Genomic DNA, 25,268 nt, shown 5'->3' on the forward strand with positions numbered 1-25,268 from the left:
TTAACGTAGAAATTGAGTCCGTGACACGCTCCCGAAGGGCGAGTTTGCCTAGCTCGCATACTTTGTTAACGATTCTCAATATAGAACCACTAGATTGTCGAATCGTTGCCGCGTTTGCAAGCTAGGTAATTCTCGCTGAACCATGCACCTTGAGGTTACTTGGGTATAGTAATAAAACTCAGATTTAATGAAATTTTTTCGGTTTTGGTCTGTTCTTATTAAGGGACAACAAGCAAAGGGGGATGCAATGACAACACCAATTAAAGTGACACTATATCGCTGGGGCGGAAGCTGGGGGCCATTCAAAGTTAAGATCCCTTGTGGGGAATGTACCTTAACCAAGGATATCCTTGCGGACACTTTTAATAACGAGTTGGCAGGTATCCCAATCGACCTAGAAGTAAAAGACTGGCTATCACACTGGTGGGAGCCCCTTAAAGTTGGTGCTTGGCATGCCCAATCATCATGGTTGAAGGCAAAGTGATTAGCAAGGTGAAGCATTGAATCGCGGCGTATTAGTTCAATCGATTATCGGCGAGTGGACAAAGCAAGACGACTTAAAAGGCAATATTGTTTTCGGCAAAGAAACCTGCCCATTTTGTGTAAAAGCCAAAGCGATGTTAGATAAAGCGGGGGTTGAATATCAATACCATGACGTTGTAAAAGACGGCGCTGCCCTTTACCGAATGATTCCAGAAGTTAAAGCGCATATTGGCTTGAAGACACCCGTCACCGTACCGCAAATTTGGATTGACGGTCATTATATTGGCGGAGCAGACAACTTAGAAGCTTGGCTGGAACAGAAAGGCCTGACCGTTGTACCAGATAATGTGGTTGAAATGGGTAACGGCTAAAGAGCGAAACAGTTAGGCTAATGCCTTCTAAACTGTCGCTATATCAAGTTTCGTAGAGCCTCGGATTACAACCGAGGCTCTTTTTATACAGATTAATGCGTACGCTTTGGCTGCTTATAAGTTTTACCTGCCGCCTGATACGTCTCTTTCATTTTTACATCAAAGAAGGCATCAAAAAACCAAGCGACAAATCGAATAACGTCATCGCCTTCATTCATCACATGCTCGATGAACTCTTCCTCTTGACCTTCGTCATTTTGCTGCATTGTTACGTGGTAAATGCGTTTTTCGCCTTCGACTTCTGCCAATGCGAACTGGCCTGTTAGTCCTTCTGCAGCTTCCGCGACCTCTTGGTCATCACTTTCTTTAAGCAGTGCCAGCGCCTCTGGTAGGTTCTGTTTCTCACACAGCGCTTTCACTAACTGTTCAAATTCATTCTGTTGCATTGTCGACACCTTAAAATAATTTCGCGCATTGTATCCTTAATCGCAGTAAAGAGCAGCTACTTAAGCCCGCCTAAATCAAGAGTTATCCGCTAACTGAATTTCTCTAACAAGAAATCCACCATGACTCTTACTCGTCTCGCTTTTTGTGCATTCTTATGAAAATAAACGTAGAGCTCTGAATAAGGATACCAATAGTCTTGTAAAACCGGGATTAACTCACCGCTTGCAATGAGATCGGCGACCACAGGTTCAACGATGCGACCAATTCCCAAACCTTTCAAGCTAGCATCAATCATCACATCGGTGTCATTGACCACCAATGCCGTCGGCATCTCCACTGTAATATCACTTGCGACGCCTCGAAGAAATAAAGGTGCCACCTGATTCGATGCAATAAAGCGATACTGAATCAGTTTGTGAGACTTGAGGTCATCGGGCGTCTTGGGGGTACCAAAGGCTTCGAGGTAGTCCGGCGTGGCAAACAAAGCTTCATGCATGGCACCCGTCAAACGCCTCGCTACCATACCTTCTTCAACACGATCGCCAAACCGTATCCCCATATCAAATCCCTGATTTAAGATATCGACATTGGCATCAGAGATAGAAACCTCAAGCTCAATATTAGGATAACGCTGACAGAACTCAGCATAAACTGGCTGAAAATAGTGAACATAAACAAAGCGAGGGATCGTTAGACGCACTTTTCCCGAGGGCACCTTGCCCAAATCGCTAATACTTTCATAGGCGAACGCAAGCTCACTCATGGAAGTTGAAATATCATCATAAAGCCGCTTGCCAGCTTCCGTCACTTCAATACTGCGTGTGGTGCGAGTGAATAAAGGTAAACCGACATCTTCCTCCAGAGATTTGAGTGCGTTACTCACGGAAGGCGGGGCCATTTGAAGCCTTTTTGCAGCATTAGTAATGTTGCCTTCTGCCACAATGGCCTGAAATATCCTCAACTGATTAAATATCGCACCATTCATTGCTCACCCTCAATTATTAGCTCTTAGCTAACAATATATTAGACAAAGCACATCTAATCATTACTAATACTTCTCCTTATACTGCTCTCCATCGACACCAAAACCGAATTAAACCTGATGGGAGCGTCACTATGAGCCACGTAGTTGTTATTTCTGGTCATCCAGATCTTGAATCTTCAAACACGAATACCGTCATCTTGGATGAACTAAAACAGAACATTTCTAGCCTAGATGTCCGCCGATTAGACACGCTGTATCCTGACTACAACATCGATATCGAAGCAGAGCAACAAGCGTTAGTCAAAGCTGACGTGATTATTCTGCAGTTTCCTTTCTATTGGTACTCGGTTCCAGCATTAATGAAGAAATGGATCGACGACGTGTTTGGCTACAACTTCGCTTACGGTTCAAAGGGCGATAAGCTGCAAGGCAAAGACTTCATCCTCTCTTTCACCGTTGGCGGACCAGAAGAGTCTTATGATCCACTTGGCTATAACCACTTCTCAATAGAAGAGCTGATGCGCCCATTGCAGCAAACAGCCTACTTAGCAGGTATGAACTACCACAAGCCAGTTTATACTCATCGAATGGTTTATATTTCAGGCGTATACAACAAACTGGAAGAAGTACAGTCACGCGCAAGGCAGCATGCCAGCCGTCTGCTATCTCTTGTGAACGATTTGACTCAAGAGCCAAGTAACATCATCAATAAATTTGTCGCCCAGTGGTTTAAAGCCTTTGATCAACTGCCGAAAGAGACTGAGTACTTTGAAAAACACATTGGCTCTGACTTTTCGATGTCCATGCCTGAGGGCAAATTTTCGGGCGCGGAAGGGTTTAGGGACTGGTATGCCATCGCAACCAATGTGTTCAAGCCAAACTGTGACCACGATGTTGAGCAGATTGAGGTAACCTCTCAAGGCGACCAATATACTGTGGAACTGCGCGTTCGCCTTAAAGCGGAAACCTACCCCGACTCAGATTTTGAGGCGCAACCTATCAATATGCTAGTGAATGAAGTTTGGCAGGTGTCCATTGATGAAAACTCTAGTGTCGTCATCCACGACTACCAAGTTATGCTAGTTGATCATTCATAAAGCTATCGCTTAGGACAAATAAGCCTCAACCTCATCGGTTGAGGCTTTCCCCTAAGCGCTGTTTGAACGAAATGCTCGACAACAGCCATAACAAAACCCCTTCACTTACTGCTATCATGCTGTATTAGAAATCATTTCATCGAGTTGAGGATTAGCATGGATTGGATTCAAGGCGTTGAAACCTATCTTAAAGTTGTTGAGGAAAATAGCTTCAACGGTGCAGCCAGAAAAATGAATACGACCAGCTCTGCCATTAGCAAACGGATTCATTGGCTAGAAGAGAGAATTGGCGTTCAACTACTTATTCGCACGACTCGTTCGGTCACTCAAACCGAAGCGGGCGCTCTGTTTTACCAAAGAGCAAAAGATCAACTCGACGGATGGCAGTCGTTGGTCGACGAAACGCGCTCCGTGAATCAAAACCCTGCTGGCCTACTAAAAATTGGCGCCACATTAGCGGTTGGATCTAAGTTTCTAGCAAAGTATCTGAATGACTTTCTCTCCAGTTATCCTGACATCCGAATCCAGCTCACCACGACTACACCTGGCCAACTACCAGAACTGAGCCTTGATCTATTCATTAGCCGCGAAATTGATCAACTCAATTCATTAAGTTTCAAAGCCACGCCTCTGTTTGAACATCGAGCTGGGTTTTACGCTTCACCTCAATATCTTAAGCAGCACGGCACGCCCACCACGGTGAAAGAGCTCTCTGAACACAATGTGCTGATATGGGGCGAAAAACCGCACCGTGAAGTTAAGTTACACAAAGGGAAACGGGTCACGCTTACCGGAAACTTTTCAACAACTAACCCTGAAGCGCTGTTCTATGCCGCCAAGCACGGGCTGGGGATCCTACTTTCGAATGACGTAATGCTTAAAGAAGAGCTTGAACAAGGTAGCTTAGTTCGGCTACTTCCTGGCACTTTGGTCGACGAAACAACCGTCTACGCCTACTACCCTAAACTCGATTATCAACATACCCGAACAAAGGTGTTTTTGGAGTATTTAAAACGTCGCTTAGAAGAAGAGAAGTCCAACAGCGAGCCCTAGTCTGTCGGCCTTTTCACGCATTCTTTTGTTTTTCATCAAGTTAGCAAAATCGATGAAAAAAACATCAGAATACGGTTTGAAAAACAGTGCGATCTGACTCATATTGATAATGTAAATATAATTATAAATAACGATATGATGTCCCCCAAACGTGAGTTTGCACTATGGCTAGACGTACGATGAATAAAGCCTCTATCGGCTTAGACGTGCTTAACAGTATTTTACCCCTTGAAGGTGCTGCCCTTCTCGACCAGGTAACATTAGAACTGCACGCGCACTATCAATCTCATTGCACTTGTATCGTCTCAATCGATAAGCTCAGATACAACGCTCAAACTCTAGCTCATGCAAAATATGGGGCACTAGAGGCGGATAGCACTTTCCCGTTAAGTGGCACACCAACAGAATATGTTGCTCGTAGTGAAGACGACTACTTCTGGTGTAGCGACAACATTCAAGAACTATTTCCCAATGACCCAAACATCCCTCATGAAGCGATACGGAGTTACTTAGGTATCCCCCTCACTTCGCAAACTGGTGAAGTACTGGGGGTATTGTTATCTGTTTTCTGTGAACCATTAAAAGAAGCAGACAACCAAAACCTCATTAGCGACCACAAGATGTTTGCTAATCTTGTCGTACATGGTTTAAGAGCCGATTGGTTACTAGAACGATCAGACAGCTTAGTCAATCAATTGAGTTACGAAGTTTCTCACGACAACCTGACCCATTTGATGAACCGTAGCTACCTTTCAGACAAGCTAGAAGTGTTGATTGAGACTACCGAAGAACCGTTCAGTCTCGCGTATCTTGATATCGATAATTTTAAACAAATCAATGATTTTTATGGAACGTATATCGGTGACCAAGTTCTCTGTTTCGTTGCGAAAGTGATTCAGCAAGCAATCCCAGAAGAGCAGCTCACCTTTCGAACTGCCGGCGATGAATTCGCCTTCATTACCTACTCTGAAGATCCGCTCAAGATTTGCAGCAAGATCATTCGCCGCCTCGAACAAGGCTATTCTGACCCTGCCCATGAGATTAAAATCGATGCGAGTATTGGTATTGCAAGACGCTTCGAAAAAAGCGTTTCACCAGACCAGTTGATTCTCAATACCAGCTTGGCATTGAAAGATTGTAAGCGCTCACGCAGTTTGCGCATCCAGTGTTACGACACGCATCTGAGCGCTAAATACTATCGCCGTACTATGGTGATCAACGCTCTGAGAGAGGAGCTATTCAAACCCAACTCGTCACCAAGCGAAATCTACATTCTCGCCCAACCTATCGTGCATCGCGACAAAGAGCTATGGGATTATTTTGAGGTGTTAGCACGGTGGAAAAGCCAAACATTGGGGGATGTCTACCCAATTGAGTTTATTGAAGCGGCCGAACAATCTGGTTTAATCGTTGATCTCGGTGAGCGTATTGTCGAGCTGGCTTGTGCGGCGAAGCTAGAACTTGAACAAGGCCTAGGCTACAAAGTGCGATTTAGTCTCAACTGTTCAGCTCACGAGCTAAACGACTCGAGTCGTTACTTAGCCCACCTGATTGATACGATTGAGAATTATGGTTTTGAACCCAGTGAGTTTACCATCGAGCTCACGGAGACCGTGCTTCTGACTCAAACCAGTGAGGTCCGTTTTATTCTCGATAAACTACGCCAACTTGGTTTCCGAGTCGCGTTAGATGATTTCGGAACGGGTTACTCGAGCTTAAACTATATACACAGCTACCCCATTGATTGCATTAAGATAGACGCATCTTTCACTCGTAATATGTTAGATAGCGTGACATCCGAAAGTTTAGTGTGGTTAATCATTCAACTGGCCGAAAAACTCAATGTCTCGCTCGTTGCAGAAGGTGTTGAGACGCAAGAGGCGTTGGATAAACTGTTTGATATGGGATGTAACCAAATTCAAGGCTACTACTATTCCCGCCCCGAGTCTCCAAGCGCAATTATCAACTATTTTAAAAATATTCGGCCCTTTCATCAGCCAGACCACAGACAAAAATCAGCTAGCTGACCATAAGAATGACTAAAAAAGGCACTGATATCCGAGTGGATGATAAGTGCCTTTCATTTGTCTATTAGATCTAACCTCTACTCACTGGATGTTTATGATTAAGAAGCATCGATTTCTGTGTTTGTTTGCTGGCTCGCTAACTCAAGCTCTTTACTGCGCATCATAGTATCCAACTCATCACGACGAGCTATGAAGCTTTAAGCTGGTCCTTCGGCACCGAATTCGCCATCGGAATGTTTGCCTTCATCGGGTCAACTGCTCGGCCTCGCACGAGCAACTCATAATGGATATGAGGCCCTGTAACACGACCCGTTGCCCCTGCTAAACCAATTCTTTGGCCACGAGATACCTTTTGGCCTTTACGAACTAGTATCTTGCTCAAATGAAGATAACGAGTTTTGTAAGTGCTGCCATGCTGAATCACAACATACTTGCCCGCGTATGGGTGATTGCGCGTCATAGCCACAACACCATCGCCGGTTGAAACAATAGGCGTTCCCGTTGGGGTGGCCCAATCGGTGCCATTGTGTGGCGCAACCCGTCCTGTAACAGGGTGCAGCCGTTTAGGATTGAAGTGCGAACTTAAACGATAATTTCCGTTCACTGGTTTACGTTGGAAAGCTCGCTGTAAGCTTTCGCCGTTAGCATCGTAGTATTGACCATCACTGTGTAGATAAGCGGTGATCTCACGGCCTCGGTTGTAAATCTTAATCGCTTGAATTTCGCGATTGCCAGTTAGGGTCTGCCCAACAAATTGTCGAGACTGAACCACTTCAAACTTATCACCTGCTCTAAAGTCACGTGAAAAGTTGATTTTGTCTTTGAGCAGCGAAACCACCTGCTCTATTTCGGCGCTGGCTAAGCCAATAGCATTGGCAGATTGTGAGAAGCTACCGCGAACTTCGCCCACCAGCGCAGTCTCACGCCAAGTACCGGGGATAATGCGATCTTCAAAATCAAACGTACCATCATCTTGCTTGGTATAAACAGCACTTCTCACAACGCTGAAAACCAGCTCCATTTTAGATAACTCATTGGCGCTCTCACCTTTCCAGAACCGCAACGTATTTCCTGGTTGCAGAGTATCTAAAGCAAGAAAGTTGAGATCGGTCTCCATCACTTTCATCATCTCTTGGTAACCAAACCCAAGGTGATTGAAGATGGAGCTTAGATTGTCCCCTGATTGAATCTGATACTCGTAGTCTGGACGAGGTTCAACATTCACCACGCCTGAGATAGGAGTATCAATGATAGTAGACTCAGGAAGAGACAGTTCAATGGTACGTTGTAAGCTATTGTCACTAAAAGGAGAAAGGACAATAACGGCCACTAAAGGAAGGCAAGTTGCGATCAATTTCTTTCGCATAGAAAGCGAAGAATAACGCATAATTAGAGAATTAGGGCTCACATTCTGACCTGTTCATTACTGCTAGAAAGCCCTAAGACTAAGGGTTTCTCATAAAAAAGTCACCCTAGCGACATCAAAGTACATGCAATTAAAAAGTAAAAAAGGCGCAAAAAGCGCCTTTTAAAAATCTAACTAATCCAACCTATGAATGGGTCGAAACCAGTCCATTGTCTTCACCAAAATCGTTGGGTCTGTACAAATCCGCTTGAGGATCGTTTTCCCACTTTTGACCATCAACAAGGTAGCGAAATTCAAACTCGCTATCTTTTGGCAAACGAGTTTTAAACTTAAATGACTTAGTTTTCGCCACTTTTTTCATTTCCGTTGGTTGCCAATCTAAGAAATCGGCTACTAACGCAACTGAGTTTTCCGCTTGCGCTGCTGGTACTTCAAAGGTTACTTCGACCTCATTTTTTGTTTTAAAAAAGCGCTTATTAATCATCCTTAACTCCATATAAGACAGCAAATAATTTCATATTAACTAAACACCATAATAGGCAATTTATCACACAATACAACTGTGAATATGATATGGCGTTATAACGCCTTTATTTTAAGACGTGATGAAATATCGTACTGATAGATTGCTTGGGACTTTGGAGTCGACGATTTTGCTTGGTCAGTACCGTGTTCCAAAACGACGAGTTCAACTCGGCCATTTTGATAACGTAGCTCACTCACAGATACTCGGTCGCCCACAAAGGCGCTATCTTTGAGCACCATGCGCTGTCGATGATTATCGTATTCAAAGGTAGCTAAATAGTAAAACGCGCCGCTACCTTGATTGGAAACCACCAAGTACGAGGCATACTGTCTTGCCATGTCATCTGACCCCATCGACACTAGCTTGTCCAAAGAAACGGTTACCGTGCCTCTTTCCGCCCCAGAGTCATAATTTCCTTGAGCACTTTGGCGTGAAGCATCGATCGAGTTTATAAAGGAGAACGCTTGAGTTTCAGGTACCGAAATAGTCCAAGGGTTGGGAGTCTTAATACCGAAGACCTCTTCCATGACCAAATTCGCAGAAGCTGCGGGAGCCTGCGGAAACTTAGCGAGAATTTCTTCATCACTTAACGAAAACCGATACAACCCAGCAACGATAACAATAACTAACAAGACAATCGGTATAAGCAAGATCAGTGGAATAGGAAGGCGTCGTTTTTTCATGGAGTTAACTCAGTAAAGCTGGCGTGATAACGCGATAAGGACTTCCCCATACATTAACATAATCACCGAACTGAATTTCAATAATCATTTCACCCAGTGAACTTGAATTTGCATTCAGCGAATATTCCATCGCCTAAGCCATAGGTTACCGTTATACTTCGGCCTTGTTTTTCATCAGGCAGACTCGCAATGATATCTCGCTTACCAAATTGGGTTAAATACGGCGCATTCCTTCTCACTTTACTCGCGGGGATTGTAAACAGTGTCGGCCTTCTGAGTTTTCAGCATCAAGCGGTATCACATGTATCGGGGACTGCGACCTTGCTAGGCGTTAGCCTCACTGATTCACACTATGGAACAGTGCATCTTTTGATGATCATGGTGAGCTTTCTTATGGGGGCGATCGTCAGCGGCTTCTTTATCGAAGGAACGGCGCTCAAACTCGGACGACACTATGGCGTCGCCCTATTATTTGAAGTATTGCTTCTTATCGGTGCTTGGTGGTTGCTACGAAACGATATTTCTGGAGGCCAATATCTTGCATCTATGGCCTGTGGACTTCAAAACGCGATGTTAACCACATTCAGTGGTGCGATTATTCGAACCACGCACATGACCGGAATCATCACAGATCTGGGCATCATGCTAGGTGCTAGGCTAAGGGGTAAACCGTTCGATAAAACAAAAGCGACTCTGTTCTTTTCTCTTCTAACCGGGTTCGTTCTGGGTGGTTCGATCGGCGCTGTCTGCTACGCAAACTTTGAAATCAATACCTTACTACTACCTGCCGCAATAGCCCTTCTTCTTGCCACATTTTATTGGGTCATCCAAGCAAGAGCATCTCAATAAAAACATCGCAACAATATCGAAAACAACTTAACATTAATAATACAAAATTCTGTTTTATCTTTTTATTACAGAGTAACGTTATGCATATTTAAATGAATTTATTGAATAGTATTGCAATGAGTGCATCAAACAGTTATTCTTGCGGCATATTGAGTATTCATGACATTTTCATGCATACCTATGCCGGATAAAGCCGCTATTTTTTTGCGAATAGTTAAACGAGTAAAACAATGCAAAACAACGCTCAATCAATTGAAAAGCCTAGTAATAAAGGCAACTTTTGGATGTTTCTCATCCCATCACTGATCGGTCTATTTCTGTTTATGGCGCCAATTAGCTATAACGGAGACCTTACTATCCCTGTCGCAGTGCTAGCGAAATCAATTCAAGCCGTACTGGGTGATCACCTTGTGAGCATCGTAACGGTGATCATTGCATTTATGGCACTCGCGTCAGTGCTTACCAAACTGGCGAAACCTGCATTTATTGTTCAGTCACCATTCCTAAATGGTCTGTTCAACCCATCTCCGTTGTGGCTCGCAGTTCGAGTAATTGGTGGTATTTCGGTGGTGATGGCTTTCTTTCAAGTCGGTCCTGAGGCTATTTGGGAAGAGAACACGGGCGGATTAGTACTCGAAGGCTTGTTACCAACACTATTCTCTGTGTTTATTTTCGCTGGCCTTCTTCTCCCACTACTACTTAACTTTGGCCTACTTGAGCTATTTGGCACGCTACTTAGTAAAATCATGCGCCCTGTATTCAATCTTCCAGGACGCAGTGCTATTGACTGTATGGCCTCTTGGTTAGGCGACGGCAGTGTCGGTATTTTGCTAACAAGTAAGCAGTACGAAAACAAGTTCTACACTCAGCGTGAAGCGGCGGTTGTTGGTACCACCTTCTCAGCTGTATCTATCACGTTTAGTTTGGTTGTTATTGCGCAGGTGAATCTTGAGCACTTATTCCTGCCTTTCTACGGCGCTATCTGTCTAGCCGGTTTGGTTGCGGCAGTGATTATTCCTCGCTTGCCACCACTTCGCATGAAGAAAGATACGTTTATTGATGGCACTAAACCTGCCGCAGACGCTGATGCCATTCCTGCAGGTCACTCAACGTTCTCGTGGGGTTTAGAGCAAGCGCTAGTTAAAGCGGGTAAAGTTAAATCGCTAAAATCTGTGTTTGGTGAAGGCGTTCGTAACGCAGTCGATATGGTGTTTGGCGTACTACCCGTTGTCATGGGCTTAGGTACCATTGCCTAGTCATTGCTGAGTACACATCGGTGTTTAGCATCTTAGGTCAGCCTTTCATTCCATTCCTAGAGCTACTGCAAATCCCTGAAGCGGCTGCAGCATCTAAAACGATTGTTGTCGGTTTTGCAGATATGTTCATCCCTGCGATTCTTGCGGCATCAATCGATAGCGAAATGACTCGTTTTGTTATCGCGGCAATGTCTGTTACTCAGCTGATTTACATGTCTGAGGTTGGTGCGCTGCTACTAGGTAGTAAGATCCCAGTGAACATTTTCGAACTGTTCGCTATCTTCATCCTACGTACGCTAATCACACTGCCTGTAATCGCAGGTGTAGCGCACATGATCTTCTAAGTGATTGATATGACATCAAGCGCTTATAATTAAATTTCGATAAACAAAAGGCTTTGTACTAAGTACAAAGCCTTTTTTGTCTTCAAGCTATTTGCCTTCTACATCTAGAGAGGATCCCCAAACTGATCTTGGGCAATGAGTACATTGTCGTCTGGATTATCACTCACTTCATCTGCAATCCAAGGGCTTAAGCAGTCACGATCCAATACGCAAGGGTCGGTCAAAGCATTCAAAAAGGCTTCCAGTTGGGCTCTTTCATTCCCATTGATATTGGTATTATTGAACAAAGAGGTACCGTCATTTTGCTCATCACGGAGTTTGTTCAGCGCGCTAAATGAATTGCCTCGAGCATCAGAATATAGCCTGTTGCATACCGTGACGTTCACAAACTGGGGCAAGTCACACAGCTCGTCATTATCAAAGAAGTCATCAACGGTTCCACGAGGGTTATTATAGTGACGTAATACATCGTCTAGAGTCGCATATGCGCCAGCGTGGCCGTAAGGTGCCGTCGCTGCAACATTGAGCAAAGATGGCGTTCTGTAACGATAACGATCATCAGAGTCACCAGTGATCAGCTCGCACCCAAAGTCGTCATCGTCACCAACTCCTTGACCCGGTCCTATTTGAGGAAAGCCAACCGTGTGCTGCTGGCCGTCGCTAAATAGTGTGCCGCTATGGCAGTTTACACATCCTGCGCCGCCTTCACTTGTCGCGGTAAAGAACAGCAATGCTCCCTCAATAGCAGCATCACTAAGCGCTTCAAGATCCCCTTCCAAATAATCTTGCCATGGCGAGTTAACAAACACCATTGAACGTTGATATTCCCCCAGTGCGAGGGCGATATTATCGAAAGTGATGAGTGTTGATGCGCCAGCTGAACTATTAAAGGCCGTTTGGAACTCTGTCAGCCACTGGTTGGTGGCGAGCTCTCCAAAACCTTCGCCAAAATCACCAATTCGAGCTGCTAAGTGATCGCGAATCGATTCATTCGTTTCACTCGATTCAAAGGTAGTATCTTTCATCTCTTCTACAGACGTAACAGGAAAGCGAGCTTGAGCAGTCACTAGGTTATTACCAGCATTACTATCTGCAACGCCAAAGCCTGAATCAGGTGTGCTGATCCCAGAGCCTGCGCCATTTTGCCCCGCTTCTTTTCCTAAGCTCTCAACTCGAGAATCCCAAAACAGACTGGTATCCCACAAAGCGACATTAAACACTGTTGGGCTGTTTCTCGGTACGTCTGGCAGTTCATCGCCATCGACACGCCCTTGACCCATCACCTCCGGCTGAACAGCATTCACGCCAACAGGTAGACTCAAAGCGTCAGCACCGCCCAACGTTGGATGATGACAGCTTGCACATGCGACATCTTGGTCACCACTCAGACTTTTACTAAAAAACAGTTTCTTGCCCAGCTGTGGTAATGGATCGTTGATATCGGGGATTGTTCGATTTGCGGTTGGGTCGGTGTTTAAATTGAAGTTGGCAATGATTAACTCAAGTTCCGACTCTGATTGAGTCTGCTGATTTCCTGCATTCGCATCGGTAGTCGCGCCAGAGCCATCTCCGTCGCCACCACCACAGCCAGTTACAATAAGCGCAGAACATACTGCAGCTAACCATACTCGCGTATTTTTGCTTGAGATAAACATATCATTCCCTTGTTTATTGGCAGTTACTACAAGGCTAAACAACGAAAGTGCACATCTTGAGCAAGAAATGTGGATCAATTGTGCAAGTTTATCGAGATAGGTTCGCTTCTGAACGAAACAGCATATACTCTCTATGCGTCAAGATGTTGGAGTGGATATGTCGCTGTTTTTACGCTTATGGATGAGTTTTCTAGTCACACTAGGAGCGGTGCTACTGCTGCTCTATGTAGCGATTCAATGGAGCTTCGATCGAGGCCTGATACGCTACATCAACGAGCGTGAAGCAGTTACCTATCAGATACTTGCAAATAACATCGCGACATTTCACGAAATCAATGGGGATATCTCTCTACTCAAGCAGAGTTACTACTGGCGCAAAGCTATTTTTCTCTCTCAAGGAGGGAGCTACTTACCCCTGAAACGATGAAAAACTGGATCGCGGAGAAAGGCTCAGATACGAATAAGAAGCGCAGGCCTCCGACAAAATTTGATAAATCCGGTGAAAATCGCCCCTCTCAACCTAGCCAGGCCGCCGCCCGCCACCGCAAGATCACGCGCCAGTGTCTTTGCTCGACACCAATTTCGCGTCGATAAAAGGCCCATACAGAGAAGACTTCCGTACTTTGCCCATCATCGTCGATGGCACTACGATAGCCTACTTAGCTTGGCCGCCATCAAGAACACCAACAGCATCTTACGACATTGCATTTGCCGAAGGCCAAAAGTACGCGTTTATTTACATTGCAATGATTGCTTTGAGTTTTGGTGCCATTGCCGCGTACTTTTTCTCACGTGCATTCATTAAGCCTGTCACTCGCATCACCAAAACGGCAGGCCAAATTGCCAAGGGTAATTATGCTGCTCGCTCGAATGTGGCGGGCAATACAGAAATCGCTAAGCTGGCTGCAGACATCAACACGCTGGCGGTCACGTTAGAAGCCGCGGAGAGTGCAAGACGAGATTGGTTAGCCAGTACCGCTCATGAACTCAGAACGCCGCTGTCTGTAATCAAAGGTGAGTTTGAAGCCATCTTAGATGGCATTCGGCCGGCAAACTCGAAAACACTCGCCTCAATAGAAGAAGAGATCTTCCATCTTCAAAAGTTAATTGAAGACTTGTATGAACTCACAAATGCAGACATTGGCGCTTATCGCTATCAAATGGCGCCGTTTGATTTAAGTGAGTTGCTTGAAGAGACGTGTCAGAAGAAGTCCCATCAAATGGCGCAGTTAGGGTTCAGCTTAAACTGGCATATTGAAAAGCCCGCTTTGTACATTGACGGCGACGATACACGTATCAAGCAGCTCATCGAAAACCTATTGAGCAACAGCGAAAAATACACCGATAGCCCTGGTGAGGTATCTGTCACGCTTGATGCAAATGAGCAACAAGTCACCCTCATTTTTGAAGACACTGCGCCAAGTGTGCCGGATGCTGCTTTACCGAGGTTGTTTGAAAAGCTCCACCGCGTTGAGAGCTCAAGAAACCGAAGCAAGGGCGGGTCAGGACTTGGCTTAGCCATTGTGAAAAAAATTGTCGAGCCCCATGCTGGAGAGATCACCGCATCGCACTCTTCGCTTGGCGGCCTAATGCTTGTGGTGACATTGCCACGCTATATCGATTAAAGGAACACACCATGCCACATATTCTCATCGTAGAAGATGAACCTAAGCTATCTCAGCTACTTAGTGATTACTTGGTCCAAGCGGGGCATGAGGCCACACAGCAGTTTGATGGTGAGCATACCGTAAAATGGGTCGAGTAAAATCAACCGGATCTGATCCTTCTCGATCTCATGCTGCCCGTTAAAGACGGCCTAACCATATGCCGAGAAATCCGCGCCACTAATGACGTGCCGATCATAATGATCACCGCAAAAATTGAAGAGATAGATCGACTACTTGGCCTTGAGCTCGGTGCTGATGACTATATTTGTAAACCTTTCTCGCCGAGAGAAGTCGTGGCAAGAGTCAAAACGGTCTTTCGTCGTACCCTACACGCCAACAAGGGTGAGCAGGATTTGTATTCCGCACCAAAACCCGTACTTGAATTAGACAAAGAGCGCCTTGTTGCAACGTTTAAACAGCAAGAAATTGAGCTTACCGCTATCGAGTTCAACTTACTCAACCAACTGGCAAGCAAACCTGGCGGGTATTCTCACGTCAGCAGCTCATCGATCATATCTACGAAGATCATCGCGTCGTAAGTGAAAGAACTGTTGATAGCCACATCAAGAAACTTAGAAAAAAGCTCAATGCTGTTAATAACGACAAAGATGTTGTGCAATCTGTCTACAGCGTAGGTTACAAGCTGCTATTTTGATGTCAAAAGGAAGTTTAAAGAAGACTAACTCGCACTAACCTTCTCTGAAAAACGGGCTTCAGACTCTAAGTGGCAAATGTCTAGAGTCTGTTTTGGACGTCAGAGCAACAAAATAGCGACGAGCCTTTGTATTGATTACAAAGGCTTTTTTGTTGTTAACACTATGGCATCTGGATAAAAAGTGATATCTTCGTTCAAATTTTCATCACTCCAACGTATAATTACATTTATATCAATAATAAAAACAAAGCCTTTTTTATAGGAAACGCTGTATATGAAATGGATTTTGCTCTGTCTTTCTTGTTTGTTTGCCCCCACTCTGGTCGCCGCAGAACTGGTCGTTCGATTTGCTGACGAAAGTCACAAGAGTGTCTCTTTGAAGACAATCGAATCGACACTGCCACTGGACTCATTCACCACTCATCTACCTTGGTTAGATGGGCCTCACACCTTTTCTGGTGTGAAGGTAACGGATCTACTTGATTATCTTGGTGTCTCTGATGTCGCGTCCGTCTCGTTTGTCGCCCTTAACGACTATGCTTCATCCACTCAAATCAAAGATATTTTGGATTACGAGCCGATTATTGCCTATCACCTGAATGGCAAGAAAATGAAGGTTCGAAATAAAGGCCCGTTTTGGCTGGTCTTCAATCTGGATAAACATCCTGAAATCGACAACCAAATCTATTACACGCAGATGGTTTGGCAAATAGACGAAGTACTGATCCACGAAGCACCATGATAAGAAGCAAAAAAACCCACGCTTTAAGCCCAACGATTATTCGCACGAAACGTTTACTCATCGTGCTTTCTGTACTGCTTATATGCGCCAATATTTTCTATCTTACCGAGACGCGTAAGCTAGCTAAGTCATACAACGAGCAGCGAAATCAAGCCACTTGGTTTCTCTTTCAGTTAACTAAAGAGTTTTCTGAATTAGTTGCTATCGCCCCTTTTTCGATGAACGATGAAGAGAGCCTAGAAGAGACCAAACTCAAATACGAGCTCACTTGGAGTCGATTCGACCTGATTCTTAACAGCCACGAAGCCGACAACTTTCTGGAAACGGAAGGTGCAAGAGAGTTTTTTACCCAGCTGTTTATTGAGTTTCAACAAAGTGAGCAGCTGCTACTCGGTTTGAAAAACCCAGACGACGCCTTGAATTATACCCGTTACACCATGGCGCTTTACGACGACATGATCCAGTACGTCAACAGCAACTTCCGCATCCAAAGTCCGCTTTATCAGAAGCAAGCTGAGCAAGCGCAATGGCTAAACTATGTGCAGTATATGCTGATGATCTTTCTGTTTCTGTGCATGTTGCTCGTCACTTACATATTGCATAAAGAAGCGATATATAATCGGCAATTGGCCTTCACCGACCCGTTAACCGGTATTGGTAACCGACTGGCGATGTTTCACAGCCTGACTAAACTGCAAAAGCACAATGAGCCTTTTACTCTCATGTTGCTTGATCTTAATGGTTTCAAACCGATCAATGACCAATTCGGCCATCAGGCGGGAGACACCGTTTTAGTCGCTATTTCTCGAAGACTGTCTCGCGAGATCTCGGGCTACTCTTACGATATCTATCGTATTGGCGGAGATGAGTTCGCAATTATTCTGCATACTGTCGAGAATAACGCCATCATTAGTGTTGAGCATCAGATCTTCCGATCGTTCAAACGTGGAATCAGCCTGTCAGAGACCAACGTACAGTCCATTTCTACAAGTATTGGTCACAGCGTATTTCCAGATGAAGCGGAAACCATCAATGAACTTATCGCGTGCGCAGATATGAAGATGTACCAAATGAAACATTCTCGCGAGCAACGTCTAAGTAATGGTGTCGTGAATTGATCTAACTAGCGATATACTCGTAGAACCAAGGGTAACTTTCAACGTCGAGGATTGAGTTTGGATAAGCTAATTGCTGACATCAAAGCAGTTGTGTTTGATCTCGATAATACGCTAGTATCATCGGACATGGACTTTCAAGCGTTAAGGCAACAAATGGGTTGTCCGCCTCAATACGATTTACTCACCTTTATCGATGAGATTGATTGTCCAATCCAAACTCAGGCTGCCCACCAGCAGGTCATCGACCATGAAATGTCGGACGCTAAGTCCTCTGAACCTATGCCAGGTTGTATCGAGTTCCTTAAGTACTTGTGTCAAGAAAATCTTCAGACGGCGATCGTCACGAGAAATTGTGAACCCGCAACAGCGCTGAAGTTGGAACACAACAATATCACCATAGAGCACGTCATTAGCCGCGAACATTATCCACCTAAGCCTGACCCAACATCTTTGTTGGCGTTGGCTGAACAGTGGGATTACCCGTGTAAACACATTCTATACGTCGGTGATTACATTTATGACCTTCAAGCGGCCGACAACGCAGGAATGCCGTCTTGTCTGATGACACATGGACGAGACCTCGATTTTGCCGATATGGCCACCATCGCTCTTCCGCACTTGACCGATCTTCACCAACTTTTTATTCGCCATTTCAACAATTAAAGCTTGTCGTCATGCGCTATATTGCGTTAGGCTAAAAATTCACCATTCAAGGATCGTTATGCGAATTTTAAATCTTAACCTCTGGCTTCTTCTCTCTATACCCTGTAGCCGGTAGGTATTCGCACATCCTTAGGCTACGAGATTCGTAGCCAAGGCCCCTGTCTCGTAGCCATTTCTTAACCATCAATCAAAGGAAATGAGCTATGACAACCACAGTGACTGATAGCCCAACAGAACGAACTGGCCCTCCCCAAAGTTTGAATCAACATCGCTTTGGAGTCATTTTGGCGCTAGTGGGCTGCCTACTCTTTTCGCTAAAGCCCGTTATGGTAAAGCTCGCTTATCAAGCCGGCGGCGATCCTGCCTCTATCATGTCACTGCGAGCTTTTAGCTCACTCCCTGCCTATTTAGCTATCTTGATTTACCTTGCTAGAAGCGCAGAAAATCGAGCTAAGATACGCAGTAATGCTCTGCCTGCCATCGCTATCGGAGTACTCGGTTACTATGCAGCCAGCTACTTGGATATCGCAGCACTGGCGTTTATTTCTGCTCAACTGGAACGCCTTTTAATCTACTTGTTTCCAACCTTTGTGGTGTTAATTAGCTGGTTCATTTTCAAGCAGAAACCCAGTAAAAAAACCGTATTTGCTACAGCCATTGGCTATTTGGGAGTATCCATCATTGTGATGCACGACTTCTCGCAGCTTGGCAAAGACATTTTAGTGGGTAGTGGACTCGCTGTGGCCTCAGCTCTTGCTTTTGCATTCTACTTAGTTTGGAGTAAACCGTTAATTAGTCGAATGGGAAGTCAGATTTTTACCAGCATAGGCATGGGAAGCGCAGGGGTTGCGATCCTAATTCACTTGCAAGTTTCAGGCGCTGTCATTTCAGATTGGAGTGCGGAGCTGGTCACCATCGGAGTTTTACTCGGTATCTTTTGCACAGTGATTCCGTCTTACTTAATTTCAGCAGCGATGGCGCGGCTAACTCCCAGTGAACTGAGTCTATCAAGTAACGTCGGCCCACTAATCACTGCTATATTCGCGGTGACGATACTGGATGAACCCTTTGGTATCTATCACATCATCGGTATGGTGTTGGTAATTTACTCCGTATACAAAGTGAATCAGAAGTAGTGAAAAAGCCCCTTGTTAGCCAATACCTTAAACATCGCTAACAAGGGGCTCATCGATAAGATAAGTCAGTGGCTAAGCAGACTTGTTCGATTGCTTGCTCTGTTTGTTTGCCGGTCTGCGAGAGCGAGGCTTGTTTCCCTGAGATGACTTACCGTCGGCTCTGTGACGAGGGTTCTTACTCTTTGGTTTATTGCCTCTCGCATTGTTGCCGCTGCGCTGACCATCTTTGTGTTCACATTTAGCGACTTCACCACCCTGTTGAGCTTTAGGCTTTCTTGGTTTCTTTGGTTTTTTCGGCTTAATTGGGCGAGTATCTAACTTCGACTCTGGAAGCTTGTGAACAGGTACAAATCCTTCAAGTTCAGTTCTTGGCAGCACTTTTTGAATCAAACGTTCAATGGCGAATAGCTCTTTAGCTTCATCGGCGCAAACCAATGAGTACGCTTTTCCAGACTCTCCCGCTCGGCCTGTGCGTCCAATACGGTGAACATAGTCTTCTGCGACATGGGGTAAATCAAAGTTCACGACTTGCGGTAGCTGAGGGATGTCGAGGCCACGAGCCGCAATATCGGTAGCCACCAGCACTCGAATCTCACCCGATTTAAACTGTTCTAACGCCTTAGTACGTGCGCCTTGGCTCTTATTACCGTGGATCGGCAGCGCTGTGATCTTTTCTGCTTCTAGGAAACGTGCCAATCGGTTCGCGCCATGTTTGGTCTTGCTAAATACCAACACTTGACGCCAGTCGCCCTCTTTGATCAAATTGGCAAGCAGCGGCGCTTTGCGTTTTTTATCCGAGCAATACACATGCTGCTCAACGGTTTTCGCAGTAGAATTCTTCGGTGTTACAGAGATTTCGATTGGATCGTTAACTAAACCTTTCGCTAACTGACGAATCTCATCTGAGAAAGTTGCAGAAAACAGTAAGTTCTGGCGACGCTTTGGTAGCAAATCAAGGATCTTTTTGATGTCGCGAATGAAACCCATGTCCAACATGCGGTCAGCTTCATCCAACACCAACACTTCCAGTTGGCTAAACTTAATCGCATTTTGCTGATACAAATCAAGCAGACGCCCCGGTGTTGCCACCAGTACATCACACCCTTGTCTGAGTTTCATCATTTGCGGATTGATCTTAACCCCGCCAAAAACGACTGCTGATTTCAGATCTAAGTAGCGTGAGTATTTCTCTACGTTATCTTGGATCTGAGCGGCGAGTTCACGCGTTGGCGTCAAGATAAGCGCTCGAGCATTGTTACCTTGCACTTTAGGGCCATTGGAAAGCAGCTCTAAAATTGGAAGCGTGAAACCCGCAGTTTTTCCTGTTCCTGTCTGGGCGGCAGCCATTACATCTTGGCCTTTCAATACCGCTGGTATTGCTTGGGCCTGAATAGGCGAAGGCGTTTGATAACCTTGCTCTTCAACAGCTTTTAAAATCGAATCAGACAGACCTAGGGAGGAAAAACTCATACAGTTCTCTTAATTTAGTAGGGTAAAGCAGCACCATCTCTGAGCAGCTTGCAAAGGTGCGCTATTCTGGGGGTTTTACTCAGGAACTGCAACTACATCTTAATTGAGTGTATCGATTTGCTGACGATTCTTCTCAGCGTACATACGTTGATCCGCTCTCTTCAAAAGATGATCGATGGTTTCATAGTGCCCATCATACAAGGCGTAACCAATACTCGCATTAATATTAATCAGATGTTCTTCATAGATCACAGGGGTTTGGCGAATGGCCTTTTGAAGCTCAATACTGATGACATCAATATCTTCCGTATTTGAAATTCGATAAAGAATGATCAAAAACTCATCGCCTCCGACTCTTGCCACTAAGTCTGAACTTCTCAACACGCTGCTAATCCTCTCCGCGCAAGCAATCAGTACTTTATCCCCGGCCGCATGACCAAAGGTATCATTAATGGATTTAAATTTATCTAAATCGATGTTCATTACCGCGAAGTTTTCTTCAAGGTCTTTTTCCGACACTGAATCAAAATGGTGCTGTAACGAGTACATAAAGTATCGACGGTTTGGTAATCCCGTCAGCTCATCGTGCAATGCCTTTTCGTTGGCGGCGCAATACAACCGATAAATGATGACAAACGCTACGCACAGAAAAATTAGAACCGGATAGCCGACAATCCTCGGCGAGTTGACCCGATACCATGGCTGATTTTTTAATAGATCTTCGTTTTCAGAAGCTGATATTTGCCAACTACCATGAGGAAAATGCACAGTTTCACTGACGAAACTGTTATCAAACGATTCTTGGGAGCCATAAAACTGGGCCCCCTCACTGCCAGAACTATTAAGGCCACGTATACCTACGCTGTAATTATGAGCGTAAGTTTCTAAACCGGAATCAATCAGTAAAGAATCAAAATCGATCACGACACTTACTACCCCCAATATTGATTGTAAAAAGGAGGATCTAAAAAAATTGGAATGCGCGCGACCAACGCCTGCCCACCTTGAACGAGTTCGATGGGACCTGCAATGAAAATTTCCCTAAGCTCTCTAGCCAGCTTCACCGATTCCCATTGCTCTGGAATCGTGCGGTAGTCTAAGCCAAGTGCGGCCTCGTTTCCTGGAAAAGGATAGATATATTCAATGACATCGTCTGGGGCGAGACCAATGATACGAATGTGTCGCCCTTCCAAAATAATATTGGATGCAATAGCTTCCCAGTTGCGGATGTTCTCTATGGGGTTAAGCGTGACGATCGTAGAGAGGCTGTGCGCCACATAAATGTCAGACACAACGGCAGCTTCGAGTTCTGATCGAATCACTGAAAGCTCTTCTTTCGCTCGAGTCTGTAAACCATCTGCAATGAAACTTTTGTGACTATAATCAACGTACTCTATTAAGGTGATTGAGATAGAAATAAAAAGAATGATCAATGCATAGGACAGCCGTCTCCAGCTTTGCCGTTCATCCATTCATGGCCTCTTGTATAGTCAATATTGAGCGCTTTCCGCCTTTTTAAGCCTAGATCACCTAACCAACTAACATTGTCGCTACTTATAATTGTATCTTTTACTATAGTTAGGATTTGGACAAACCACGTCTATACAAGCACATCATAAACACATTTTTTACCTTTAACAGAGCGTTACTTCTCTTTAATTGATAGAAATCCTAATATTGAACCTAAGTACTTGAAGACCTAAAAATTCAGTACTGCTAACAATCTACTGACGTGAAGTTCGTAAAATGGCTTATGATTTAACGCTACATTAATCGCTAGGATGCACAATGTTGGGTAACAATAATCTTCAATTTAGCCAATCAGATAATACAGACCAGATTAACAAACGCCTCATGAACAGATGGCCGATTATTCTGCTAACAATGACTGTTTGCTTGCCATCTTTCGCCAACCCAGTCTCCAAAAATACGCTCACATATGAAGAGTCAGCCCAACAAATCAAAACCACTTATGAGCAAGTCCTATACACGCTTCCAGCTTTCAAAGCAGGTCACTATGGATTGCGTATGTACCGCCAAACGCTAGATAGTAAATACAGCGCTGCTATTTGGAGTGATATGGCAAGGGTGGCAAGTAAGCTTAATCAGTTTGCACACCAAGTTCATACTCCGGAAGAAATCATTTTGTATTCAGAAAATCGACTTCTCAGCTATGCAGACGAGACGGATGAGCGAAGTGTACGACGTTACAACATTACTAAGCACCACCCTGAGTACTTGTATTTAGGGGTTGACCTTCTTGGCTCTATGGCGCGAGCCGATGAGTATGGACTAAAACACCCAGGCGATGAGAAGCTAAGAGAAATACTGCGTCGATATGATTTCAAAGTATACGTGACTAACGAGTCCATGATCACCGCATGGGCCGCCCAGCTGGCCAATCAAGTGTATTGGTTAAGACAACTGGGTGAGCAAGATGTTGTGGATGAGTTCATTCATCATTTCCGCCTTGCCTACCCTGATGCCAAAGACTCTGCTCTCTCAACTCAGCAGTTCGGTAACAAGCTGTATGGCATGACACATATTATTTTCGGCGATTCGCAGTACTACCAATATGCCGTCAGCGAGGAAGAACATCAGTGGATCTATGATTACTTTCGCGCCAATATTGACACGATCTTAATCAGAGCCAAAGAAGACATCTTGGCTGAAGTCGGCATTGCTTTCCTACTCGCGGGATTAGATGACGACCCCGTTGTCGAAAAGATTCGCCAAGCGATTCAAAAATCCATCGACGCAGAACAGAAGATGATCCCGTCCATTACTGGCGATTTCAATATCGCCTACGGTGAGCATCGTAATGTTTTAGCCATCATGCTACTCGACTGGCAAGGTGTTAACGCCGCTCCAAAATTCTCGACTCACAAAAAAGTGTTTAGTTCTTTGCCCTATGGATTGACGGCCAAGTAAACCTCTCTAGTATGAGTTAATCTAGATACCTATCGCCAGTCTGTGTCATACTGACTTTCACTCAGTCAATATGACACACTGATTTGGGATAACACATGCAAGAGCTTTCTATTTCCACCCTCGTTGATATGACGATCGGCCTTGCCCAAGGCAAAAATGATCAAGAACGCTTCGATAAACTGCTCGACGCCATTCGAAAAACCATTCAATGTGATTGCATTGCCTTGATGTCATTGCAAAACGGTATCCTGACGCCGCTTGCCATGCAAGGGCTCACCAAAGATACCATGGGTAGACGCTTCAAGGTTTCGGACCACCCTAGGTTTGAGCAAATCTGCCAATCTGCCCGTGCTATTCGGTTTGACTCTGATAGCCCACTTCCCGACCCATTTGATGGTTTATTGATAGACCATGATGGCGATCTCCCTATGCATGCTTGCATGGGAATCCCTCTTATATTTGGTGACTCGTTACTGGGCGTTCTCACCCTAGACAGCCTTATGCCAAACGTGTTCGATAATATCTCGCCTCGCAGTTTAGAAGCGCTTTCAGCCCTTGCCGCCTCTACATTGAAAATGGCTTTGACCGTGTCAAAACTTGAACTCAAAGCTCAGCAATCGGAGCAGCGTATTGAAGAGCTCAACACGGAAGCTTGGGAGCGAGACGGCAGCAATATGATTGGCTCAAGTGAGATTATGCAAAGCCTCAATACCGACATTCAGGTCGTTGCCCCCTCGCATTTCAATATCCTGATTCTCGGCGAAACAGGGGTAGGAAAAGAGCTTGTCGCCCGCTCCATCCACCACCAATCCGATCGAAAGAAGCAACCTCTCATCTATGTAAACTGCGCCGCGATTCCAGAAAACTTGGTGGAAAGTGAACTGTTTGGCCATAAAAAAGGCGCATTCACCGGCGCAGATGCTTCCCGCTTAGGTAAGTTTGCCCTTGCCAATGGCGGGACCCTGTTTCTAGATGAAATCGGCGAGCTGCCACTCAGCGCACAAAGCAAAATACTGCGAGCGTTACAGAGCAATGAAATACAGCCCGTGGGCCAAAATCATGTCGAAGTCATCGACGTGCGTGTGCTTGCTGCAACTAACCGAGACTTAGCAGTAGAAGTGAAAGAAGGACGCTTTAGAGCAGATTTATTCCATCGATTAAGTGTTTATCCTCTCACCGTTCCACCACTTCGCCAGCGCGAGGGCGACGTGACGATTTTAGCGGGCTTCTTTTTGGAGCAAGCAAGAAGAAAACTGGGGATCCGAAACATTAAATGGGAAGCAGAAGCGCTGGATACTCTCTCTATCTATCAATGGCCTGGGAACGTTCGAGAACTCGAACATGTTGTCAACCGGGCCGCATTGAAAGCCAGAGCCAAATTTGGCTCGAATGCCATCGTTTCTGTCGGTAAAAACGACCTTGCCCTACTTGATGTACAAACTGGTAGCTCTGAATCGCAAACCACTCAAAGTACAGGAGCGGATGAAGTAAACACTGTCACGCTGAAACAAGCGACCGACGCCTTTCAGCGCAAGACCGTCATTAACGCCTTAGAATCAGCAGACTTCAATTGGGCTAAGGCAGCAAGAAAGCTAAGCGTTGACCGAGCAAACCTAATTCGGCTAGCTAAGAGATTAGGTATCCAAGTGACAAAAAAGCATCGTATTGAGTAACGTCTGGCAATATTCAATCGAAGTTTTGACCTCTTGCATTGAATCGCTACAATGCTGCAACAAATACTAAT

At 45.0% G+C, this 25,268-nt stretch carries 21 protein-coding genes and 4 pseudogenes; 17 read left to right on the forward strand and 8 right to left on the reverse strand.

Annotation, left to right across the window (positions count from 1 at the left end):
• The first annotated feature begins 247 nt into the window (after window positions 1–247).
• Window positions 248–854 (forward strand): annotated as a pseudogene (locus UA76_RS00105) (glutaredoxin domain-containing protein).
• Window positions 855–946: 92 nt separating this feature from the next.
• Here UA76_RS00105 and UA76_RS00110 read toward each other — a convergent pair.
• Both UA76_RS00110 and UA76_RS00115 read right to left on the reverse strand, forming a co-directional pair.
• Window positions 947–1,300, reverse strand: coding sequence for a hypothetical protein (locus tag UA76_RS00110; protein ID WP_047041991.1), 354 nt, complete (start codon window positions 1,298–1,300; stop codon window positions 947–949).
• 89 nt (window positions 1,301–1,389) lie between these two features.
• Window positions 1,390–2,286 carry a LysR family transcriptional regulator gene (locus tag UA76_RS00115; RefSeq protein WP_047041993.1) on the reverse strand — a complete coding sequence of 299 codons (897 nt, stop codon included), beginning with the start codon at window positions 2,284–2,286 and terminating at the stop codon, window positions 1,390–1,392.
• Window positions 2,287–2,417: 131 nt separating this feature from the next.
• Between UA76_RS00115 and UA76_RS00120 the strand changes: the two genes are divergently transcribed.
• The 3 genes from UA76_RS00120 (at window position 2,418) to UA76_RS00130 (ending at window position 6,463) form a co-directional block, all read left to right on the forward strand.
• Window positions 2,418–3,383, forward strand: a complete 966-nt coding sequence (locus tag UA76_RS00120; protein WP_047041995.1) for an NAD(P)H-dependent oxidoreductase — start codon at window positions 2,418–2,420, stop codon at window positions 3,381–3,383.
• Between the two features lie 156 nt (window positions 3,384–3,539).
• Entirely contained in the window at window positions 3,540–4,436 is an 897-nt protein-coding gene (locus UA76_RS00125) for a LysR family transcriptional regulator (protein ID WP_047041996.1), read from the forward strand.
• Window positions 4,437–4,600: 164 nt separating this feature from the next.
• The gene (locus UA76_RS00130) at window positions 4,601–6,463 is read left to right on the forward strand and encodes a bifunctional diguanylate cyclase/phosphodiesterase (RefSeq protein WP_047041998.1); all 1,863 of its coding nucleotides are present in this window, start codon (window positions 4,601–4,603) and stop codon (window positions 6,461–6,463) included.
• A 98-nt stretch (window positions 6,464–6,561) separates the two neighbouring features.
• Here the strand turns inward: UA76_RS00130 and UA76_RS00135 are convergent.
• The 3 genes and pseudogenes from UA76_RS00135 to UA76_RS00145 all read right to left on the reverse strand — a co-directional run bounded on the left by UA76_RS00135 (window position 6,562) and on the right by UA76_RS00145 (window position 9,038).
• A pseudogene (locus UA76_RS00135) lies at window positions 6,562–7,871 on the reverse strand (peptidoglycan DD-metalloendopeptidase family protein).
• A gap of 142 nt (window positions 7,872–8,013) precedes the next feature.
• The gene (locus UA76_RS00140; protein ID WP_047042000.1) at window positions 8,014–8,313 is read right to left on the reverse strand and encodes an isoamylase early set domain-containing protein; all 300 of its coding nucleotides are present in this window, start codon (window positions 8,311–8,313) and stop codon (window positions 8,014–8,016) included.
• Window positions 8,314–8,408: 95 nt separating this feature from the next.
• Window positions 8,409–9,038, reverse strand: a complete 630-nt coding sequence (locus UA76_RS00145; protein WP_047042002.1) for a hypothetical protein — start codon at window positions 9,036–9,038, stop codon at window positions 8,409–8,411.
• 189 nt (window positions 9,039–9,227) lie between these two features.
• On the opposite strand from UA76_RS00145, the gene UA76_RS00150 reads away from it, so the two are divergent.
• Both UA76_RS00150 and UA76_RS00155 read left to right on the forward strand, forming a co-directional pair.
• A complete protein-coding gene (locus UA76_RS00150; protein WP_047042004.1) occupies window positions 9,228–9,887 on the forward strand; it encodes a YoaK family protein in 660 nt (219 codons plus the stop codon).
• Between the two features lie 230 nt (window positions 9,888–10,117).
• Window positions 10,118–11,487 (forward strand): annotated as a pseudogene (locus tag UA76_RS00155) (YjiH family protein).
• 104 nt (window positions 11,488–11,591) lie between these two features.
• On the opposite strand, the gene UA76_RS00160 reads toward UA76_RS00155, so the two are convergent.
• Window positions 11,592–13,142 carry a cytochrome-c peroxidase gene (locus tag UA76_RS00160; protein ID WP_047042006.1) on the reverse strand — a complete coding sequence of 517 codons (1,551 nt, stop codon included), beginning with the start codon at window positions 13,140–13,142 and terminating at the stop codon, window positions 11,592–11,594.
• A gap of 157 nt (window positions 13,143–13,299) precedes the next feature.
• Here UA76_RS00160 and UA76_RS00165 point away from each other — a divergent pair, with 157 nt between their 5' ends.
• From UA76_RS00165 to UA76_RS00195, 9 genes are all read left to right on the forward strand, one after another.
• Entirely contained in the window at window positions 13,300–13,569 is a 270-nt protein-coding gene (locus tag UA76_RS00165; protein ID WP_047042008.1) for a hypothetical protein, read from the forward strand.
• A 133-nt stretch (window positions 13,570–13,702) separates the two neighbouring features.
• Window positions 13,703–14,767: an ATP-binding protein gene (locus UA76_RS00170; protein WP_052771884.1), complete on the forward strand. Its 1,065-nt coding sequence runs from the start codon at window positions 13,703–13,705 to the stop codon at window positions 14,765–14,767.
• Between the two features lie 11 nt (window positions 14,768–14,778).
• Window positions 14,779–14,907, forward strand: coding sequence for a response regulator (locus UA76_RS25060; RefSeq protein ID WP_272945990.1), 129 nt, complete (start codon window positions 14,779–14,781; stop codon window positions 14,905–14,907).
• Window positions 14,908–14,937: 30 nt separating this feature from the next.
• On the forward strand, window positions 14,938–15,348 hold the full coding sequence (locus UA76_RS24155) for a response regulator (protein WP_238322102.1): 411 nt from the start codon (window positions 14,938–14,940) through the stop codon (window positions 15,346–15,348).
• Window positions 15,324–15,464: a winged helix-turn-helix domain-containing protein gene (locus tag UA76_RS24160; protein WP_238322113.1), complete on the forward strand. Its 141-nt coding sequence runs from the start codon at window positions 15,324–15,326 to the stop codon at window positions 15,462–15,464. The genes UA76_RS24155 and UA76_RS24160 overlap by 25 nt, the downstream gene beginning before the upstream one ends.
• A 274-nt stretch (window positions 15,465–15,738) precedes the next feature.
• The gene (locus UA76_RS00180; protein WP_047042010.1) at window positions 15,739–16,206 is read left to right on the forward strand and encodes a putative pterin-binding protein; all 468 of its coding nucleotides are present in this window, start codon (window positions 15,739–15,741) and stop codon (window positions 16,204–16,206) included.
• Complete coding sequence (locus tag UA76_RS00185; protein ID WP_047042014.1) at window positions 16,203–17,324, forward strand: GGDEF domain-containing protein; 1,122 nt, start codon at window positions 16,203–16,205, stop codon at window positions 17,322–17,324. The genes UA76_RS00180 and UA76_RS00185 overlap by 4 nt, the downstream gene beginning before the upstream one ends.
• 57 nt (window positions 17,325–17,381) lie before the next feature.
• A complete protein-coding gene (locus tag UA76_RS00190) occupies window positions 17,382–17,987 on the forward strand; it encodes an HAD family hydrolase (protein ID WP_420340880.1) in 606 nt (201 codons plus the stop codon).
• A 203-nt stretch (window positions 17,988–18,190) separates the two neighbouring features.
• Entirely contained in the window at window positions 18,191–19,123 is a 933-nt protein-coding gene (locus tag UA76_RS00195; RefSeq protein WP_052771885.1) for a DMT family transporter, read from the forward strand.
• A gap of 72 nt (window positions 19,124–19,195) precedes the next feature.
• On the opposite strand, the gene UA76_RS00200 is transcribed toward UA76_RS00195, so the two are convergent.
• Window positions 19,196–20,593 carry a DEAD/DEAH box helicase gene (locus tag UA76_RS00200; protein WP_047042018.1) on the reverse strand — a complete coding sequence of 466 codons (1,398 nt, stop codon included), beginning with the start codon at window positions 20,591–20,593 and terminating at the stop codon, window positions 19,196–19,198.
• A gap of 99 nt (window positions 20,594–20,692) precedes the next feature.
• Window positions 20,693–22,065, reverse strand: a pseudogene (locus tag UA76_RS25510) (diguanylate cyclase domain-containing protein).
• 412 nt (window positions 22,066–22,477) lie between these two features.
• Between UA76_RS25510 and UA76_RS00210 the strand changes: the two are divergent.
• Together UA76_RS00210 and norR are read left to right on the forward strand one after the other, a co-directional pair.
• Window positions 22,478–23,524 carry a DUF3541 domain-containing protein gene (locus UA76_RS00210; protein ID WP_238322114.1) on the forward strand — a complete coding sequence of 349 codons (1,047 nt, stop codon included), beginning with the start codon at window positions 22,478–22,480 and terminating at the stop codon, window positions 23,522–23,524.
• 95 nt (window positions 23,525–23,619) lie between these two features.
• Window positions 23,620–25,197, forward strand: coding sequence for a nitric oxide reductase transcriptional regulator NorR (gene norR / locus UA76_RS00215; RefSeq protein WP_047042020.1), 1,578 nt, complete (start codon window positions 23,620–23,622; stop codon window positions 25,195–25,197).
• Window positions 25,198–25,268: the final 71 nt, after the last annotated feature.

The sequence above is a fragment of the Vibrio mexicanus genome (assembly GCF_001012815.1).
Lineage (GTDB): Bacteria > Pseudomonadota > Gammaproteobacteria > Enterobacterales > Vibrionaceae > Vibrio > Vibrio mexicanus.

What these genes read in the sequence shown, in the direction of transcription:
- UA76_RS00110 (WP_047041991.1), bottom strand. Translation starts at nt 1,300, where the DNA reads ATGCAACAGAATGAATTTGAACAGTTAGTGAAAGCGCTGTGTGAGAAA.
- UA76_RS00115 (WP_047041993.1), bottom strand. Translation starts at nt 2,286, where the DNA reads ATGAATGGTGCGATATTTAATCAGTTGAGGATATTTCAGGCCATTGTG.
- UA76_RS00120 (WP_047041995.1), top strand. Translation starts at nt 2,418, where the DNA reads ATGAGCCACGTAGTTGTTATTTCTGGTCATCCAGATCTTGAATCTTCA.
- UA76_RS00125 (WP_047041996.1), top strand. Translation starts at nt 3,540, where the DNA reads ATGGATTGGATTCAAGGCGTTGAAACCTATCTTAAAGTTGTTGAGGAA.
- UA76_RS00130 (WP_047041998.1), top strand. Translation starts at nt 4,601, where the DNA reads ATGGCTAGACGTACGATGAATAAAGCCTCTATCGGCTTAGACGTGCTT.
- UA76_RS00140 (WP_047042000.1), bottom strand. Translation starts at nt 8,313, where the DNA reads ATGATTAATAAGCGCTTTTTTAAAACAAAAAATGAGGTCGAAGTAACC.
- UA76_RS00145 (WP_047042002.1), bottom strand. Translation starts at nt 9,038, where the DNA reads ATGAAAAAACGACGCCTTCCTATTCCACTGATCTTGCTTATACCGATT.
- UA76_RS00150 (WP_047042004.1), top strand. Translation starts at nt 9,228, where the DNA reads ATGATATCTCGCTTACCAAATTGGGTTAAATACGGCGCATTCCTTCTC.
- UA76_RS00160 (WP_047042006.1), bottom strand. Translation starts at nt 13,142, where the DNA reads ATGTTTATCTCAAGCAAAAATACGCGAGTATGGTTAGCTGCAGTATGT.
- UA76_RS00165 (WP_047042008.1), top strand. Translation starts at nt 13,300, where the DNA reads ATGTCGCTGTTTTTACGCTTATGGATGAGTTTTCTAGTCACACTAGGA.
- UA76_RS25060 (WP_272945990.1), top strand. Translation starts at nt 14,779, where the DNA reads ATGCCACATATTCTCATCGTAGAAGATGAACCTAAGCTATCTCAGCTA.
- UA76_RS24155 (WP_238322102.1), top strand. Translation starts at nt 14,938, where the DNA reads ATGCTGCCCGTTAAAGACGGCCTAACCATATGCCGAGAAATCCGCGCC.
- UA76_RS00180 (WP_047042010.1), top strand. Translation starts at nt 15,739, where the DNA reads ATGAAATGGATTTTGCTCTGTCTTTCTTGTTTGTTTGCCCCCACTCTG.
- UA76_RS00185 (WP_047042014.1), top strand. Translation starts at nt 16,203, where the DNA reads ATGATAAGAAGCAAAAAAACCCACGCTTTAAGCCCAACGATTATTCGC.
- UA76_RS00195 (WP_052771885.1), top strand. Translation starts at nt 18,191, where the DNA reads ATGACAACCACAGTGACTGATAGCCCAACAGAACGAACTGGCCCTCCC.
- UA76_RS00200 (WP_047042018.1), bottom strand. Translation starts at nt 20,593, where the DNA reads ATGAGTTTTTCCTCCCTAGGTCTGTCTGATTCGATTTTAAAAGCTGTT.
- UA76_RS00210 (WP_238322114.1), top strand. Translation starts at nt 22,478, where the DNA reads ATGACTGTTTGCTTGCCATCTTTCGCCAACCCAGTCTCCAAAAATACG.
- norR (WP_047042020.1), top strand. Translation starts at nt 23,620, where the DNA reads ATGCAAGAGCTTTCTATTTCCACCCTCGTTGATATGACGATCGGCCTT.